The sequence below is a fragment of the Pseudonocardia sediminis genome, from assembly GCF_004217185.1.
In the GTDB taxonomy this organism is placed as follows: Bacteria; Actinomycetota; Actinomycetes; order Mycobacteriales; family Pseudonocardiaceae; genus Pseudonocardia; species Pseudonocardia sediminis.
This window is the reverse complement of sequence record NZ_SHKL01000001.1, coordinates 4,347,808-4,364,240: the sequence shown is the minus strand read 5'-3', so window position 1 is coordinate 4,364,240 and position 16,433 is coordinate 4,347,808. Positions and strand designations below refer to the sequence as shown.

Genomic DNA, 16,433 nt, shown 5'->3' with positions numbered 1-16,433 from the left:
CGCAGCATGACCATCGACCGGCTCGCTCCGGGGCTCGCGCACCACATCGTGAACACGCTCGGCTGGCGGAGCCTGCGTCCGCTCCAGACTGACGCGATCGAGCCGCTGCTCCGCGGCGACGACGCGGTGCTGCTGGCACCCACCGCGGGCGGCAAGACCGAGGCCGCGATGTTCCCGCTGCTCTCGGCGATGGAGGAGCAGCGCTGGACCGGAGTATCAGTGCTCTACATCTGCCCGCTGAAGGCGTTGCTGAACAACCTGCTGCCACGGCTGCAGTCCTACGGGGCGTGGCTGGGCCGCCGGGTCGAGCTGTGGCACGGCGACGTCACGCCGTCGGCCCGGTCGCAGATCCTCCTCGACCGCCCCGACGTCCTGCTGACCACCCCCGAATCATTGGAGGCGATGCTGGTCGGCAACCGCGTCGACCACGACCGGTTCTTCGCCGGCCTGCGGACCGTCGTCGTCGACGAGGTGCACGCCTTCGCCGGGGACGACCGGGGCTGGCATCTCCTCGCGGTGCTGGAGCGTCTGTCGCGGGTGTGCGGGCGTCCGCTGCAGCGGGTCGGGCTGTCCGCCACGGTCGGGAACCCGGCGGAGCTGCTCGAGTGGCTGAAGGGCTCCGGTCGCGGGCATCGTCCCGGAACGGTTGTCGCGCCTCCGGCCGGCGGCGCGAGCGAAGCCGACATCGAGCTGGACTACGTCGGCTCCGTCGACAACGCGGCCACCGTGCTCTCCTCGCTGCACCGCGGGGAGAAACGGTTGGTCTTCTGCGACAGCCGGGCCCTGGTGGAGAAACTCGGATCGGCGCTGCGCGAACGAGGGGTCACCACGTTCCTGTCCCACGCGTCGCTGTCGGTGGACGAGCGGCGCCAGGCCGAGGCCGTGTTCGCCGAGGCCCGCGACTGCGTGATCGTCTCGACGTCCACGCTGGAGCTCGGGATCGACGTCGGCGACCTCGACCGGGTCGTCCAGATCAACGCGCCACACTCCGTCGCCTCGTTCCTGCAGCGTCTCGGACGGACGGGACGTCGTCCGGGGAGCGTCCGGAACTGCCTGTTCCTCGCGCTCGACCAGAACTCCCTGCTCTGGGCGGCGGGACTGCTACGCCTCTGGGGGACCGGGTACGTCGAACCCGTCACCGCGCCGCCCGAACCACGGCACATCGTCGCGCAGCAGCTCCTCGCCCTGTGCCTGCAGGAGGGCTCGGTCGGCACCCGGCTCGCCCTCGACGCCTGGAACGGTCTGCATCCCTTCGACCGCGGCGCCGAGCCGATCCTGACCCACCTGCTCGATGAGGGCTTCATCGACCGGGACGGCGAGCTGATGGGCATCGGGCCGCTCGCGGAACAGCGCTACGGTCGACGGCACTTCATGGGGATGACGGCGGTGTTCACCGCGCCCCCGCAGTTCCGGGTGTTCGAGGGACGACGCGAGATCGGGCTGCTCGACCCGTCGCTGCTCACCGACCAGATCGAGGGACCGCGCCTGATCCTGCTCGCCGGCCGGAGCTGGCGGGTGAGCTGGGTCGACTGGACACGTCAGCGGTGCTTCGTCGAGGCCGACGACCGTGGCGGCCGAGCACGGTGGAGCACCGGTGGTCTGGGGGGCGCGGGTTTCGCCCTGACCCGGTCCGTGCGGCAGGTCCTGCTCGGTGAGGACCCCCCGGTGCGGGTGACCGAGCGGGCGGAGAAGGTCCTGGCGGAGCAACGCGACACCGAGCGGCACACCGTGCACCCCGGCGGGACCATGGTGGTCCGTGAGGGATCCGACCTGCGGTGGTGGACGTGGGCCGGGTTCCGGACCAACGCGACGCTGGCCTCGACACTGTCCGACCTCGTCGACGGGACGCAGCGCGTGAACGACGTGTCGATCCGGATCCGCGGAGATGTCACCCGGGAGGTCTGGTCCTCGGCGACCGCGGATGCGGTCGACCGACTGTGTCTCCCGGCGATCGATGACCGGGCCCTCGACGGGCTGAAGTTTTCCGATGCGCTGCCGCGCCGGTTGGCGGTCGCGACGCTGGCGGCCCGGCTGGCTGATCTGGATGGGGCGGCCGCTGTCCTGGGGGAGCGGGTGCGCTTCGGGAACGTTACGAGCTGACGGTCCAGTCACGACAATCGGCCGGCCGGAGCACCTGCGACGTCATCTGTCCCCTCGGATCGAGACGTTAGGCTTCGGCTATGCCCTCCATCACAGCCGTGACCGGGGACCTCGCTGATCAGAACATCGATGTGATCGTCAACGCCGCGGACCGGGGCGTGCGGGGCGGGAGCGGCGTGGTCGACGCAGCCCTCCACCGCCGTGGCGGCCCCACGATCTTGGACGATTGCATCGCCCGTTTCCCCGGAGGTCTGCAGACCGGCGACGCCGGAGTGACGACGGCCGGCGACCTTCGCGCCCGATGGATCGTGCACGCGGTGGGGCCGGATCACACTGCTGCAGCGGACGGCCGGGCGTTCCTGGCGTCATGTTATCGACGAGCATTGCCTCTGGCAGACGGTCTCGACGCTGCCAGCGTCGCCTTTCCGCTGATCGGGTCCGGCGCTCGGGGCTGGCCACACGAGGTTGCCGCCGCGGTGGCCGTCGAGACGATCGCCGACACTGCAACCCACGTCGACGACGTACACATAGTGACAACCGACGGGTCGTCGGCCTACAGCGTTGAGGCCGCCTTGATGCAGGCGGTCCCGAGACGGATCCTGCAGGGAATCGGGGAATTGCACCGTCGAGGTTTCCACCAGGTACGCGTACTTCCGGGCATGAGCCCGTCCGGAGGCCATTGGCGGCTCCTCGTTACCGCCGGGGGTCGACCTCGTCACCCTGGACGACCATCCGGGTCAGGACGAGACCTGCATCGTCTACTCGTCGGGAGGCCTGAACGACTTCGCCGGTGGACACGTCGATGCGACCACCCGCCCGCGCCGGGTCGCGGATCTCGTTCTTTCTGCACTCCCTTCGCTCACGGCTCGGTCGGACGATCCGGCCTATGCTGCCTGGTTCGCCGGTCTCCTCGAGATCGTGGAGGAGACCGGGCAGGCGCCCGTCGCGTACGCCGACTATTTCGACGACGCCACCGGCTGGGAGATCGGCTGGGGTGGCAACAACCGATATCCAGGTCCGCCACGGCGCTCGGGGCCCAGCTAGCCGGGGATATCCGCATGGACGACAACGGCAGAAGATTGTCGGTGCTCTGAGGCATGCTCCGGTTGCCGGGTACACGGCATGAGTCGCCGGTCGGTCGAACGGATGTCATCAAAATTGATCATCTGTCGCCGTGCCGGAGTAATCGGTTCCGCCGCCTGTCACATACCGGATGTTCCGTGCGATAGCCCTGTGACGCAACGGGGAGCGCCGACCGAGAGGGAGCAGATGAACCCGGAGAACGATCCGACGATCCGTGACAAGGTCACCCGGCTCATGGGCGTGCTCCGGCAGCTCGCCGCGGCCAAGTTCTCCCCGGTCCGGCACACCGACAACTATTACTCAACCCTCTGGCTGCAGGACGCCCAGGAGCACTGCAGCATCGGCGCCCCGTCCGGCCCAGGCGAAGAGCTGCTGCGGATGTCACGCGTGCTGCTCGAGCCGGAGCCACCGCGTCCGTCCGAGCTCAAGCACTGGCTCCAGCCCCGGCGCGACGACCTCGGTGAGCCCCGTCTGCGGCCGGTCGGCTCGGTGGACGGCGTCGACACCCCCGTCGGCGATGCGACCGACGTCCTGCTCGCGTTCGACCGGTGGATGGAGGCTTGGCGTCGCTGGGCCCGGGAGGAGCGGGTCCGGCGGGAGCGCAAGCGGATCTACGACGCGCTGTTCGACGTCCACCGGCTGGCCTCCGAGCAGCCTGAGTCGGTCGAGCTGGTGCTGGCCTCCGGGCTGGTGCAGGTACCCGACGTCGGCCCCCGCGGCCTGCGGATCCACGTCGTCTCCCAGGCGCTCGAGGTCGAGCAGGACCTGGAGACCGGCGACATGGTCTGCTCGCTCGCCGCCGAGTCCGCCGTACGGCTGGAGGACGACGAGATCCTCTCCGGGCTGGACCGGTTCGACCTCTCGGCCAGCGCGATCCTGCGTGAGCGGCTGCTCGAGCGTGCCGAGAGCCCCGTCGACCCCGAGCTGCCGGAGTTCCTGAAGGAGTGGGCCGGCCGCGTCCTGCAGATGTCGCATTCGTGCAGCGACACCTGGGCGTCCGACGGCGCGACGACCCCGACGGTGACGTCGAGCCCGGCGATCGTGGCCCGGCGCCGGGGTGCGTATGCGATCCGCGCCTACTACGATGCGATCGCCCGGTCCCTGGCCGATCCGGGCCAGCCGGTCCCGCTCGGCCTGGCCCAGCTCGTGGAGGCGATCGAGCCGGATGACCGGGTCGCCTGGCTCGAGCGCAGTGGGGCGACGCCGCCCGGGAAGCTGACCGAGCAGCCGCTGTTCCCGTTGCCGGCCAACGAGGAGCAGGCGCAGATCTTCGACCGCCTCGGTCACGACAGCGGCGTCGTCGTGGAGGGCCCGCCCGGAACGGGCAAGACCCACACCATCGCCAACCTCGTCAGCGCGCTGCTGGCCCAGGGGCAGCGGGTGCTGGTGACCAGCGAGAAGTCCCAGGCGCTGCGCGTGCTGCGCGACAAGCTGCCGGAAGGGATGCAGGAGCTGTGTGTGTCGCTGACCGACGCCTCCGCCAAGGGCAACTCGGATCTGGCCCGCAGCGTTGCGACACTCGCCGGCCGTAAGTCGGACTTCATCGCGTCCCGTACGCAGCGCGAGATCGCCAATCTGAGCTACCAACGCGACAAGGTGGGCCGACGTCGCGCCAAGTTGCTGGAGGACATTCGCGCGGTCCGGGAGGCCGAGACCTACCGGCACCCGGAGGTCGCGCCGGGGTTCGCCGGGACCCTGGCGCAGATCGCCCAGCGGCTCAACGAGACGGCGGCCGAGGACGGCTGGCTCGGCACCGGCATTGACGGTGAGCTCCCGCTGACGGCCCAGCAGCTCGACGAGCTCCTCGAACTGCTACGCACCGAGACCGACGAGCGGATCGCACGTCGCACGCAGCGACTCCCGAAAACCGGTCTTGTCATGCCGGTCGAGCGCTTCGCGGAGCTGACGGCGGCAATCCGGCTCGGTGACAGCGCCCGCGCCGGTGAGCGGGGCGGGCTGGTCGGAGCTCTGGAGACACTGCCGGCCGACCGGCTCGCCGAACTGGACTCGGTCTGCCGCGACATCACCGAGGGCGGCGTTCACGCGCGCAACCTGCCGCAGAACCGGCAGTGGGCGCTGCACGTCGTCGACCGACTTCTGGGACAGGGTGAGCTGCACACCTGGCAGCGTGCGCTGGAGGAGCTGCCGCTCGTCGACGAGGTGGTCCACCATGACCACGCAGCCGGCTACGCCTCGGTCGTCCTCACGGGGCCGATCGAGATCGCGGGCGCTGCCTCCGCCCTCGGGGCCTGGGCGGGCCACCTGGAACAGGGCGGCACCGCGAAGAAGCTGTTCAAGAGCGCCGAGCAGAAGGCGGCCGAGCCCTACTTCGACGTCGTCCAGGTCGATGGGCGTCCGGCGAACACCGCTGCCGCCGCTCGAGCAGCCGAACACCACCTCCGGGCGGGGCTTCTCGCACAGCGGCTGCAGGCCGCGTTCGCGCCAGTGGACTACCAGCTCCAGCTCGACGCGCCGCGCGGTGCGATCGTCGAGCAGCTACTGGGACTTCGGCGGACCTGCGCCGCGATAGGCGATGTCCTGCGTGTCGTGGAGCGGGCGCGTGAGGTGGTTGCCGCGCTGCCACCGGCGAGCCGGCCGTGGATCACCTCGCTCGGTCAGGCCGAGGAGCTGGCAGCCCTCGCACTCGGGGTGGCGCACGCCCGCGCGGCTGCGCTGGCCCGCGTCGAGCTCGACACCACTCTGGAACGTCTGCGTGCGGCGGTTCCACCGGCGGAGCGCGCCCCGGAGATGGGGCGCCTGTTCGACGCGATCCGGGACGCCGACGACCACGAGTATGCCGAGGCCCTCCTCGCGTTGAACCGTGCCGCGACCCAACTCGTCGAACGGGCTCGCTGCGACGAGCTGTACGGACGCGCCCATCGGGCGTCGGCGTCGCTGGCGGTGGAGCTGCGGCGCGACGCCGCCGACGAGGCGTGGGCGGCGCGGCTGCGGCGCTGGCCGCAGGCCTGGGCGCGCTCGGTCGCGGATACCTGGTTCAGGCAGCAGGTCGCGCCCGGACGCGAGCAGCAGCTCGAGGCCGAGCTCGCGGTGGCGGTCGCCGACCTCTCGCAGCTGACGGCGTCGCTCGCCGCATCGAAGGCGTGGCTGGCGTGCCTGACCCGGATGAACGCCTCCCAGGTTCAGGCCCTGCAGGCCTACCGGAACAGTATGGCCAACGTCGGGAAGGGCACCGGCAAGTTCGCCGAGCGCTACCGGCAGGCGGCGCGCGAGGCGATGCACCACGCGCAGGACGCCGTGCCGGCGTGGGTGATGCCCATCCAGCAAGTCCTGGCCTCGATCCCGCCGTCGCCGAACGCGTTCGACGTCGTGATCGTCGACGAGGCGAGCCAGGCCGAGTTGACGAGTGCGTTCCTGCTGTGGCTCGCGCCCCGCGTGATCGTGGTCGGGGACGACAAGCAGTGCACGCCGTCCGAGATCTCCGGTGGCGCTCTCCAGCCGGTGTTCGACCGGATCGACTCCGAGCTGCACGACTTCTCGTCCTACCTGCGGAACTCCTTCACCCCGAAGGACAGCGTGTTCTCGGTCCTGCGCAGCCGGTTCGGGCAGGTCGTCCGGCTGCGAGAGCACTTCCGTTGCATGCCGGAGATCATCAATTGGTGCTCGCACATGTTCTACCGCGACGCCCCGCTGGTGCCGTTGCGGCAGTTCGGCGCCGACCGGCTCCCTCCTCTGCGCACGACCTACGTCAGCGGCGCCGTCGCCGAGGGCAAGAGCAGCGGGATGGCGAACCGCGCCGAGGCCGAGGCCATCGCCGCCTCGGTCGCGGCGTGCCTGGACGATCCCGACTACCGAGGCAAGACGTTCGGCGTCGTCGTTCTGCAGGGGCAGGCGCAGACCGACATCATCCGCACCGCGCTGATGAAGCACCCGGCGGTGGCCGAGCAGTGGGACGAGCGGCGCATCCGGGTCGGCACGCCCCCGGACTTCCAGGGCGACGAGCGCCACGTCGTCTGGCTGTCCCTGGTCTCGGCCCCGAACTCGCCGTTGACCGCGTTGACACGGCGTGAGTTCGAGCAGCGCTTCAATGTCGCGGTGTCGCGGGCCCAGGACCAGCTGTGGCTGTTCCACTCGGTGACGCTCGACCTGCTCCGCCCGGCCGACCTGCGCCGGGAGCTGCTCGACTACATGACCTCGACCGGTTCCGGTGTGCTGCCGCCGGTCCTCGGCGACGTGACACGGGACCGCCGGCACGAGAAGTTCGACTCCCTGTTCGAGCAGCGGGTATTCCTCGACCTCACCGCACGTGGGTTCCACGTGACCCCGCAGGTGGAGAGCAACGGCCGTCGTATCGACCTGGTCGTGACGGGCGCGGCCGGGACCCTCGCCGTCGAGTGTGACGGGGACGCATTCCACACCACCCCTGAACAGCAGATGGCCGACCTGCACCGCGAGCAGGAGCTCAAGAGATGCGGCTGGACCTTCGAGCGCATCCGTGGTTCGGAGTACACGCTGAACCCGCAGCACGCCCTCACCCCGGTCTGGGAGACTCTCGACCGGCTGGGGATCGGACCGTTGGGCGAGTACAACGACGGCTCGTGGACGCCTTTGCGGGCGACCGAGGACACCTCCGCCGAGACGGTGGACGCCGAGGCCTTCGTGACGATGACCATGCCGGCGGAGCCCACGTACGACGACGAGGCCTCACCGGTCGACGAGCAGCCCGCCGAGACGTCGGTGTACGAAGTGGCTGCACTGGCCACGGCCCCCGCGGTGACGATTCACGAACGGGTCGGGCCACCGGCCCCCGGGCCTGGGTCGGGCCACGGCTCCGGCCGCGATGACGAGTTCCTGCTCCGAGCCGCCCGGCAGCAGCCGCTGAGTTCGGTGTGGGTCGCCGAGCAGATGGCGATCGATGTCATCGAGGCACGGGCTGTCCTGCAGGGCCTCGTCGCCCGTGGACTGCTGGTCAAGGTGGGACAGACGCGAGGGACGCGATACGTCCTCCCGGACAGACCGCAGACGGCACCGTCGGAGGCGTCCGTACGACCGTCGGGATCAGCGCGTCAGCGAGACGGGTTCGTGCTGGATGCCGCGGCGCGGCAGGCCCTGCTCGATCTCGCCGGGCGGGACCGTCTGACGAACGGGATCGTCCGGGAGCAGCTCGGAGTCGACGCACGGATCGCTGAGGAGATCCTGGTCGGCCTTGTCGCCGAGAACGCACTGGTCAAGCGCGGAAGGACACGCGGAACCCACTACACCCTCCCGGGGGAGTGAGTTTTCGACCCCGTCACGCACCTCCTGCCGATTCGTTGGTCAATCCAGACGGTCGGAAGGAACTCCATGCCCAAGATGCCCGCATCGCTCTCGACTCTCGACACCACTCGGCTCAACGAACTCGGTCAACGGCTCGCCGACCAGGTGCTCGAGGTCGGTATCAACGGGAAGGGTCCGATCAAGGGCGCAACCCAGGTTGCCGACGAGCATCTCGCCGCCGCGGGCGGTGACGCGGACAAGGCGATCCGGAAACTGATCGCCACCCATGTCCGCCTCGCCGCCGTGTCCGGCTTCGTGACCGGTGCAGGTGGGCTGGTAACGCTCCCGATCGCGGTTCCCGCTGCCTTGACGGGCCTGTACGTGACGGCGACCCGCATGGTCGCGGGCATCGCACACCTGCGTGGACACGATCTTCACAGCGAGGAGGTGCGGAGCGCGGTTCTTGTCTGTCTGCTGGGCAGCAGTGCCTCGACGGCGCTGGGTAAGGCCGGGGTCGAGATCGGGCAGAAGTCTGCCCTGGCCGCCCTGCAGAAGGTGCCGGGGCGGGTTCTCATCGACATCAACAAGCGGATCGGGTTCCGACTCGTCACCAAGGCGGGGGAGAAGGGCGTCATCAACCTGACCAAGCTGGTCCCGCTGGTCGGTGCGCCCATCGGTGCCACGGTCGACGGAGTCGGGTGCAAGGCGATCTCGACCTATGCCCTGCGGACCTTCGAACCGGTGGGCGAGCGGGGCATCGTGATCGTCGACGCTGAGATCGTGCCGGAGTAGCTGCCTCTGTGGCATCTCGTTCGCCCTCGTGAACGGCGTCCGCGGTTGTCGGCGCCGAACCGGCCGTTCCGCCATCGGAACGCGATCGCGTCGAGCACGCTCGCGCGCATGACCACCTACGCACACCACTGGTCCGCCACCTCGATCGTCGGCACCTGGCCCACCGGGGCCGGCTCCGTCGCCCACCGCGTCACGCGCGTCCCCTCCACCTGCGACGGTGCGCGGGCCCGCCACCTCGCCCAGGCTTTGGATCGGCTCTCCGAACATCTTTGGTACGCCTACACCACGCCCGGCACCGACGACCCGGACGCCGCACGGCTCGTCTCGATCCTGCGCGCCCCGAACATGCCGGTCGGCGACATGCTGCGGATCGCCGAGGACCGGCGGGACGAGGCTGCGCACACGGTGGGCCGGCTGCTCGCCGAGATCGACGACCGTGGCTGCCGGGAAGCCGTCGTCCGCGAGGTCGAGGCCGAATGCCTCGCGATCCGGTCCGCGATCGCCGGCGACCTGACTGGCCGCGCGCAACAGGCGGTCACACGGCTCCGCCACGACGTGCTCGCCTGCCAGTCCGCCACGGCCCACGCGTTGCTGCACGCCGTCCCGATGGGCAGTGAGTCCCTGTTCACCGACGTCGAACCGCTGGCGGCGTCGGTCGCCGCGCTGGAGTGGCTCGGCGCCGCCGTTCTCCTCACCGCGCAGTTCGACCGAGACGCCTCGGCCGTCGACCTTCTCAACCATGCCCAGCTCGTGACCGAGCGGGACCTGAGGATCGCCATCGCGCTACTCGATCACCCGGTGGCGAACGCCGAAGGGGCAGTACGAGACCTCCTGCAGGAGGCCCTGCTCGCCGCGGCACGGTACTTCGTCGGGAGCGCGGACGAGCACCTCGACGAGGAGGGGGAGACCGACGGATACGGGAGCCGGCACGACCGGGAGATCTCGACGGTCCTCGACCCGCTGGAGCCCGGCCGGTCGTTGCTGGAAGGGATCATCACGGGGATCCAGAGCCTGTTCGAGGTCTACCTCGACGAGATCACCGTACGGGAGCGCCCGGACCCGGACCCGCGGCTCACCGGGCCGCACTGGGCCGAAGAGGTGCGACAGCGGTTCGACGCCGAGCTCCGCGACATCGTGCAGACGGCCCGGCTGTGAACGCGCCCTCGGGGTCCGGCCGGTCCCGGTCGGAGACGCCGGTTGCCCTGGATCGGTGACGTGTCGGCTTGCTCCGGATCTCGGAAAATGTCGGGGGTCGATGTCAGCCTCCGGCCATGACACTCGACGAGTTCCGCTGGACCGGTCCCACCGCATCCGGATATCGATCCCCCTGGGAGATCGACGACGGCCCCGACCTCTACGACGAAAGGTTCAACGACGACGAGGAGGAGTTTCCGCCCCCGGACGTCGGTCTCGATGCCGGGCGGCGCCGGGAGCTGGCCGCGCACATCGAGGCCACGATGGCCGGACAGGGCTGCGACGGCACACTGCGAGCGGCACAGCGATGGGCGACGACGGCCGGTGTGCCGTGGGTCGAGCTGAAGGGGAGGCTCCAGCAGAACGGGGGCTTCTGCGACTGCGAGGTGCTGTTCAACGTCCCCGGACTCGCCGACGGTGGCCCGGACTGAACGAGCACGTCAGGCGCGCTCGGCCTGCTTCTTCCGCTTCGGGATCACGTGCATGACCGCCACGATGATCGCGCCCACGACCAGCCCGACGATCGCCGATCCGACGGTGTTCGTGAGCCATCCGAGGAACCCGCCGAGCGCGCCGGTGGCGTCGGCGACGAGCACCTCGAGGTGGTGCACGAACGCGTACGGCGGGTGGAAGCCGAGCTCGTCGACGCCCACGAGAAGGATGTGCCCGCCGACCCACACCATCGCCGCGATCCCGACGGTCGAGAGCACCGACAGCACGATCGGCATCGCCCGCACGAGCCCGCGGCCGAACGCGCTCACCGCGCCCGAGTTCCGCTTCGCCAGCGCCAGACCGGCGTCGTCCATCTTCACGATCAGCGCGACCACGCCGTAGACGAGCGCGGTGATCGCGACGGCGACGACGGCCAGGATGATCGCGCGGGAGACGAGACCCTCGGAGGCGACCTCGTTGAGCGCGATGACCATGATCTCGGCGGAGAGGATGAAGTCGGTCCGGACCGCGCCCGAGACGACGGTCTTCTCGTGCTCGGCGGGGTCGGTGGCGGCCGCATCCTCGCGCTCGGAGGGGTCGGCCTCGTGCCCGGCGAGCTTCTCCCAGATCTTCTCCGCGCCCTCGTAGCAGAGGTACGCCCCACCGATCATCAGGATCGGCGTGAGCAGCCACGGCACGAACTGGCTCAGCAGCAGGATGACCGGGAGGATGATCAGCAGCTTGTTGCGCAGCGAGCCCTTGGTGATCCGCCAGATGATCGACAGCTCGCGCTCGGGCTTGAGCCCCTGCACGTAGCGGGGCGTGACCGCGGCGTCGTCGACGACCACTCCGGCCGCCTTCGCCCCGGCGCGCCCGGCCGCGCCGGCGACGTCGTCCAGGGACGACGTGGTCAGCCGCACCAGCGCCGCGACGTCGTCGAGCAACGCGAAGAGTCCGCTCACCGGGTCACCGTCCGCCACACGTCCTTCTGCACGGGCGAAGCGTACGGCGTGAGAGTTTCGTGTGGATACGGTCCGTTCATCCGGATCGGGATCCGGAGCGGCTCTCCGACACGCCGGCCCGCCGGCGGTGATCCGGCGACGCCGGGAATTGTCGGTGGTCCGCGGGATGCTTCACCTGTCCGAGATCAGCAGCCGAACGGGGACCCGTGTCCGAACCGCTCCGCGCCGGTGCCCACGAGAGCCTGCGCACCACCGGGCTCGACGCCGCGCTCGCCCGTGTCGCCGCCGACCTGACCCCGCGCTGGGACGGCGTCGCCGACGCGACGGCGCCGCGCGTGCTGGCCCGCCACGTCGCCGCCGTCGTCGAGCGGGCATTGGCCGAGCAGGACCCGGAGCAGCGGGTCGAGCTGGTCAACCGCCTGATCGACGTCGTCGACGGCGCCCGGGACGAACGCCTGCACGACGAGCTGCAGCAACTCATCGCCCTCACCCGCCAGATCGCGCCGGGCGTGCACGAGGTGCACCGCCCGCTCACCCCGCTCTCCGACGCCGCACTGCTCACCAACACCCGCGGCGAGCCGACCCTGCACGCGGAGCTGCGCTCCGAGCTGACCTCCGCGGACCGCGTCGACCTGCTGTGCGCGTTCATCCGCTGGCACGGCATCCGGCTGCTGGAGGCGGAGCTGGAGGTGCTGCACGAGCGGGAGGTCCCGTTCCGGGTGATCACCACGACCTACATGGGCGCCACCGAACAACGTGCGGTCGACGAGCTGGTGCGACGCCACGGCGCCGAGATGAAGATTAGCTACGCCAGCGCGACGACCCGGCTGCACGCCAAGGCGTGGCTGTTCCGGCGCGAGACCGGGTTCGACACCGCCTTCGTCGGCAGCTCGAACCTGTCGAGGTCCGCGTTGGTCGACGGCCTCGAGTGGAACGTGCGGCTGTCCTCGGTCGCGACGCCGGACCTGATCCGCAAGTTCACCTCGACGTTCGACACCTACTGGTCCGCGCCCGAGTTCACGCCCTACGCCCCGGACGTCCCCGCCGACTCCGAGCGGCTCGCCGATGCTCTGGGCGCCAACCGGGCGGACAAGGCCAGCACGACGCTGAGCGGCCTGGAGGTCCGCCCCTACCCGCACCAGGCCCAGATCCTGGAGGCCCTCGACGCGGAGCGGGTCGTGCACGACCGGCACCGCAACCTCGTCGTCGCCGCGACCGGTACCGGCAAGACGGTGGTCGCGGCACTGGACTACGCGCAGCTCGCGCGGACGCTCCCGCGGGCGCGGCTGCTGTTCGTCGCGCACCGCAAGGAGATCCTGGAGCAGTCCCGGCGCACGTACCGCGCCGTCCTCGCCGACGGCGCGTTCGGCGAGACCTACGTCGCCGGCGAACGGCCGCAGCGCTGGAACCACGTGTTCGCCAGCGTCCAGTCGCTCGCCGCGTACGGGGTCGAGAACATCCCGGCCGACCACTTCGACGTGGTCGTCGTCGACGAGTTCCACCACGCCGAGGCCGCGACCTACCAGCGTTTGCTCGCGCACCTGCGCCCCGTCGAGCTGCTGGGCCTGACCGCCACGCCCGAACGCGCCGACGGCGCCGACGTCCGCGACCGCTTCGACGGCCGCAGCGCGTTCGAGCTGCGCCTCTGGGACGCGCTCTCGGCGGACCTGCTGGTGCCGTTCCACTACTTCGGCATCGCCGACGACGTCGACCTGCGCGGCGTCGAGTGGAAGGCCGGCCGGTACGACGAGCAGGCCCTCGACGGCCTCTACACCGGCAACGACGCCCGCGCCGCGAAGATCGTCCGAGAGACCCGGGACAAGGTCACCGACGTGACGGGGATGCGGGCGCTGGGCTTCTGCGTCTCGGTCGCGCACGCCGAGTACATGGCGGAGGTGTTCACCCGCGCCGGGATCCCGAGCCTGGCGGTGTCCGGGCGGACCCCACAGGTCGAGCGCGACGAGGCCCTGCGGCGGTTGCGCGACGGCGAGCTGAACTGCCTGTTCGCCGTCGACGTGTTCAACGAGGGCCTCGACGTCCCGCAGGTCGACACGGTGTTGATGCTGCGCCCGACGCAGAGCGCGACGGTGTTCCTGCAGCAGCTCGGCCGCGGTCTGCGGCGCGCGCCGGGCAAGGCCGTGCTGACGGCGCTGGACTTCATCGGCCAGCACCGGCGCGAGTTCCGGTTCGACGTCCGCTACCGCGCCCTGACCGGGAGCACCCGCAAGGGCCTCGAACGCGACGTCGAGCAGGGGTTCCCGTTCCTGCCGTCCGGTTCGGCGATGGTGCTCGACGCGGTCGCGCAGCGGACCGTGCTCGACAGCGTCCGGTCCCAGCTGCGGTTCACCCGCCGCGACCTCGTCGCCGACGTCCGATCGCACGGTGACCTGACCCTCGCCGGGTACCTGCGCGAGTCCGGTACCGAGCTCGCCGACCTCTACAAGGGCAAGGGCTCGTGGACCGGGCTGCGCCGCGAGGCCGGGCTGCCCACGGCGCCGGTCGGGCCGAACGAGGTCGACCTGCTCAAGCGGGTCGCCTCCTTCACCCACGTCGACGACCCGGAGCGCGCCGAGGTCTACGGCCGCCTGGCCGACCCGGCCGGACCGGCCTACGGGGATCTCACTGAACGCGACCAGCGGCTGGCCCGGATGCTGTTCTTCACGCTCTGGCCCGACCGCGGTGGCTTCGACTCCTACGACGACGGCCTGTCCCGGCTGCGACGCCACCCGGCCGTCTGCGCGGAGCTGCGCGAACTCGTCGCCTACTCGCTCGACCGGGCCCGGCACCTGCCGAAACCGCTCGGTGAGGGCATGCAGCACGTCCCGCTGCGCAGCCACGCCCACTACCGTCGCGAGGAGATCCTGGCGGCACTGGACTGGGCGTCGATGACCCGCAAGGCCTACGGCCACGCGACTGGGGTGGCGTGGGCGCCGGAGACCGCGACGGACGCACTGCTGGTCAACCTCCGCAAGACCGAGCGGGACTTCTCGCCGACCACGATGTACCGCGACTTCGCGCTGCGCCCGGACCTGTTCCACTGGGAGTCGCAGAACGCGACGTCGATCGCGTCGGAGACCGGACGTCGCTACCTCGGCCACCGCGAGCGCGGATCGCACGTCACGCTGTTCGTGCGCGAGTCGCCGAAGGACGACGTCGGGGAGGGCGCGCCGTTCCTCTGTCTCGGGTTGTGCGACTACGACTCCCACCAGGGCGAACGGCCGATCGCGATCACCTGGAAGCTACGCCGGGACATGCCGGGGGAGACGTTCCGGTCAGCGAGCGTGGTGGCCTCATGACGCCGGCGAGCAGCGTGCGTCCGACCGTCCGGACAGCAGCAGCGTCGAGCCGACCAGCGGCAGGGCCAGCAGTACGAGCAGCGCACCCGCGGTCCCGATCACGCTCGCCAGACCGCCAACGACCGCCGTACCGATGCCTGCACCGGTGAGGAAGGCCAGGGTGGCGACTCCGATCGCGCCGCCACGACGGTCCGGAGCGACCGCTCCGCTCACCGCCGCGATCATCGCCGGCTGCCCGGTCACGAACGCGGCCGTCACGAGCAGAACCGCGCCGCCGAGCAGCCAGGCCGAGCCGAGAGCCGCCCCTCCGGCGGCCACGGCCAGTCCGGTCGCCGCGGCGGCGCAGGCGCCCAGCAGCGTGCGGCGGGGCCCGGCCCGGCTCATCAGGGCCGCGGACAGGTAGGGGGAGAACAGGCCCAGTGCGGCGGCCGGAAGCAGGACGAGCCCGGTCGTCAACGGGGTCCAGCCGAGCGCGGCCAGGGTCAGCGGGATGCCGAGCAGCAGGGCGAACCAGCTGGCCGGCAGCGCGGAGGCGCACAGCGCGCTCCGGATCACGATCCCGTTGCCGATCACCGCGAGCGGGAGGAAGCCCTCCGGGCGGACCCGGGTCCACGCCACCACCGCGGGCACACCGAGCACCAGCAGGATCGCGCCGGCGACCGCGGCGGCGACGCCGGTGGCGGGGGACTGGATGAGCAGGACCAGGCCGCTGGCCGCGACCGCGACGAACAGCGCGCCGAGCACGTCGACCCGTGCGCCGTCACCGGCGACGACCGAGCGTCGCCACAGGTAGGGCAGCGCCAGCAGGGCGAGGGCGGGGAGTGCGACCGCGGCGTGCCAGCCGCCGACGGCCTCGAGACCGCCCCCGATCAGCGGGCCGAGGGCGGACAGGACGGCGGCGGTCCCGGCGAGGCGGCCGAGCGCGGCCTGCCGGCGGTCGCCGTCCAGCCGGGCGGACAGCAGGGCCGAGGCCAGTACCGGGATCGCGGCCGCCCCGAGACCCTGGGCGACCCGGGCGACGAGCAGCACGGTCAGGTTCGGCGACACCGCCGAGGCGATCGCACCTGCCGCCATCAGCGTGGCGCCGCCGCAGAGCGGGATGCGGATCCCGACCGCGTCGGCCAGCCGGCCGTGCACCGGCGTCGCCACCGCCAGGGCCACGGCGTAGCTGGAGATCACCCAGGTCGCGGCACCCGTGCTGACCTCGAGATCGCCGGCGAGCTGCGGGAGCGCGACCGTCACCCCCGACGTGCTCGTGCCGGCCAGGCCGAACAGCAGGCCCAGCACGATCGCCAGCGCACCGATCCGCGGCGTCGCGGCCGGGTCGGCGGTACTGCTTCCGGCACTCACGCCGCGACTC

9 protein-coding genes are annotated in these 16,433 nt (G+C 71.0%); 7 read left to right on the top strand and 2 right to left on the bottom strand.

What is annotated here, in order from left to right; genetic code table 11:
• Positions 1-6 precede the first annotated feature (6 nt).
• The 6 genes from EV383_RS20180 (at position 7) to EV383_RS20155 (ending at position 10,814) form a co-directional block, all read left to right on the top strand.
• On the top strand, positions 7-2,100 hold the full coding sequence (locus EV383_RS20180; protein ID WP_130291359.1) for a DEAD/DEAH box helicase: 2,094 nt from the start codon (positions 7-9) through the stop codon (positions 2,098-2,100).
• 80 nt (positions 2,101-2,180) lie between these two features.
• Positions 2,181-3,194 (top strand): macro domain-containing protein, encoded by a 1,014-nt coding sequence (locus tag EV383_RS33100; protein ID WP_130291358.1) that lies wholly within the window; start codon positions 2,181-2,183, stop codon positions 3,192-3,194.
• A 175-nt stretch (positions 3,195-3,369) separates the two neighbouring features.
• Complete coding sequence (locus tag EV383_RS20170; protein ID WP_165438415.1) at positions 3,370-8,418, top strand: AAA domain-containing protein; 5,049 nt, start codon at positions 3,370-3,372, stop codon at positions 8,416-8,418.
• Between the two features lie 66 nt (positions 8,419-8,484).
• Entirely contained in the window at positions 8,485-9,189 is a 705-nt protein-coding gene (locus EV383_RS20165; RefSeq protein WP_130291356.1) for an EcsC family protein, read from the top strand.
• Between the two features lie 108 nt (positions 9,190-9,297).
• Positions 9,298-10,344 (top strand): hypothetical protein, encoded by a 1,047-nt coding sequence (locus EV383_RS20160; protein ID WP_130291355.1) that lies wholly within the window; start codon positions 9,298-9,300, stop codon positions 10,342-10,344.
• Between the two features lie 116 nt (positions 10,345-10,460).
• The gene (locus EV383_RS20155) at positions 10,461-10,814 is read left to right on the top strand and encodes a DUF2695 domain-containing protein (RefSeq protein ID WP_130291354.1); all 354 of its coding nucleotides are present in this window, start codon (positions 10,461-10,463) and stop codon (positions 10,812-10,814) included.
• Positions 10,815-10,823: 9 nt separating this feature from the next.
• On the opposite strand, the gene EV383_RS20150 is transcribed toward EV383_RS20155, so the two are convergent.
• Positions 10,824-11,777, bottom strand: a complete 954-nt coding sequence (locus EV383_RS20150; RefSeq protein WP_130291353.1) for a DUF808 domain-containing protein — start codon at positions 11,775-11,777, stop codon at positions 10,824-10,826.
• A 206-nt stretch (positions 11,778-11,983) separates the two neighbouring features.
• Here EV383_RS20150 and EV383_RS20145 point away from each other — a divergent pair, with 206 nt between their 5' ends.
• Positions 11,984-15,073 carry a DEAD/DEAH box helicase gene (locus EV383_RS20145; RefSeq protein WP_130291352.1) on the top strand — a complete coding sequence of 1,030 codons (3,090 nt, stop codon included), beginning with the start codon at positions 11,984-11,986 and terminating at the stop codon, positions 15,071-15,073.
• Here the strand turns inward: EV383_RS20145 and EV383_RS20140 are convergent.
• A complete protein-coding gene (locus EV383_RS20140; protein ID WP_165438414.1) occupies positions 15,068-16,423 on the bottom strand; it encodes an MFS transporter in 1,356 nt (451 codons plus the stop codon). The two genes, EV383_RS20145 and EV383_RS20140, sit on opposite strands and share 6 nt — an antisense overlap.
• Positions 16,424-16,433 lie beyond the last annotated feature (10 nt).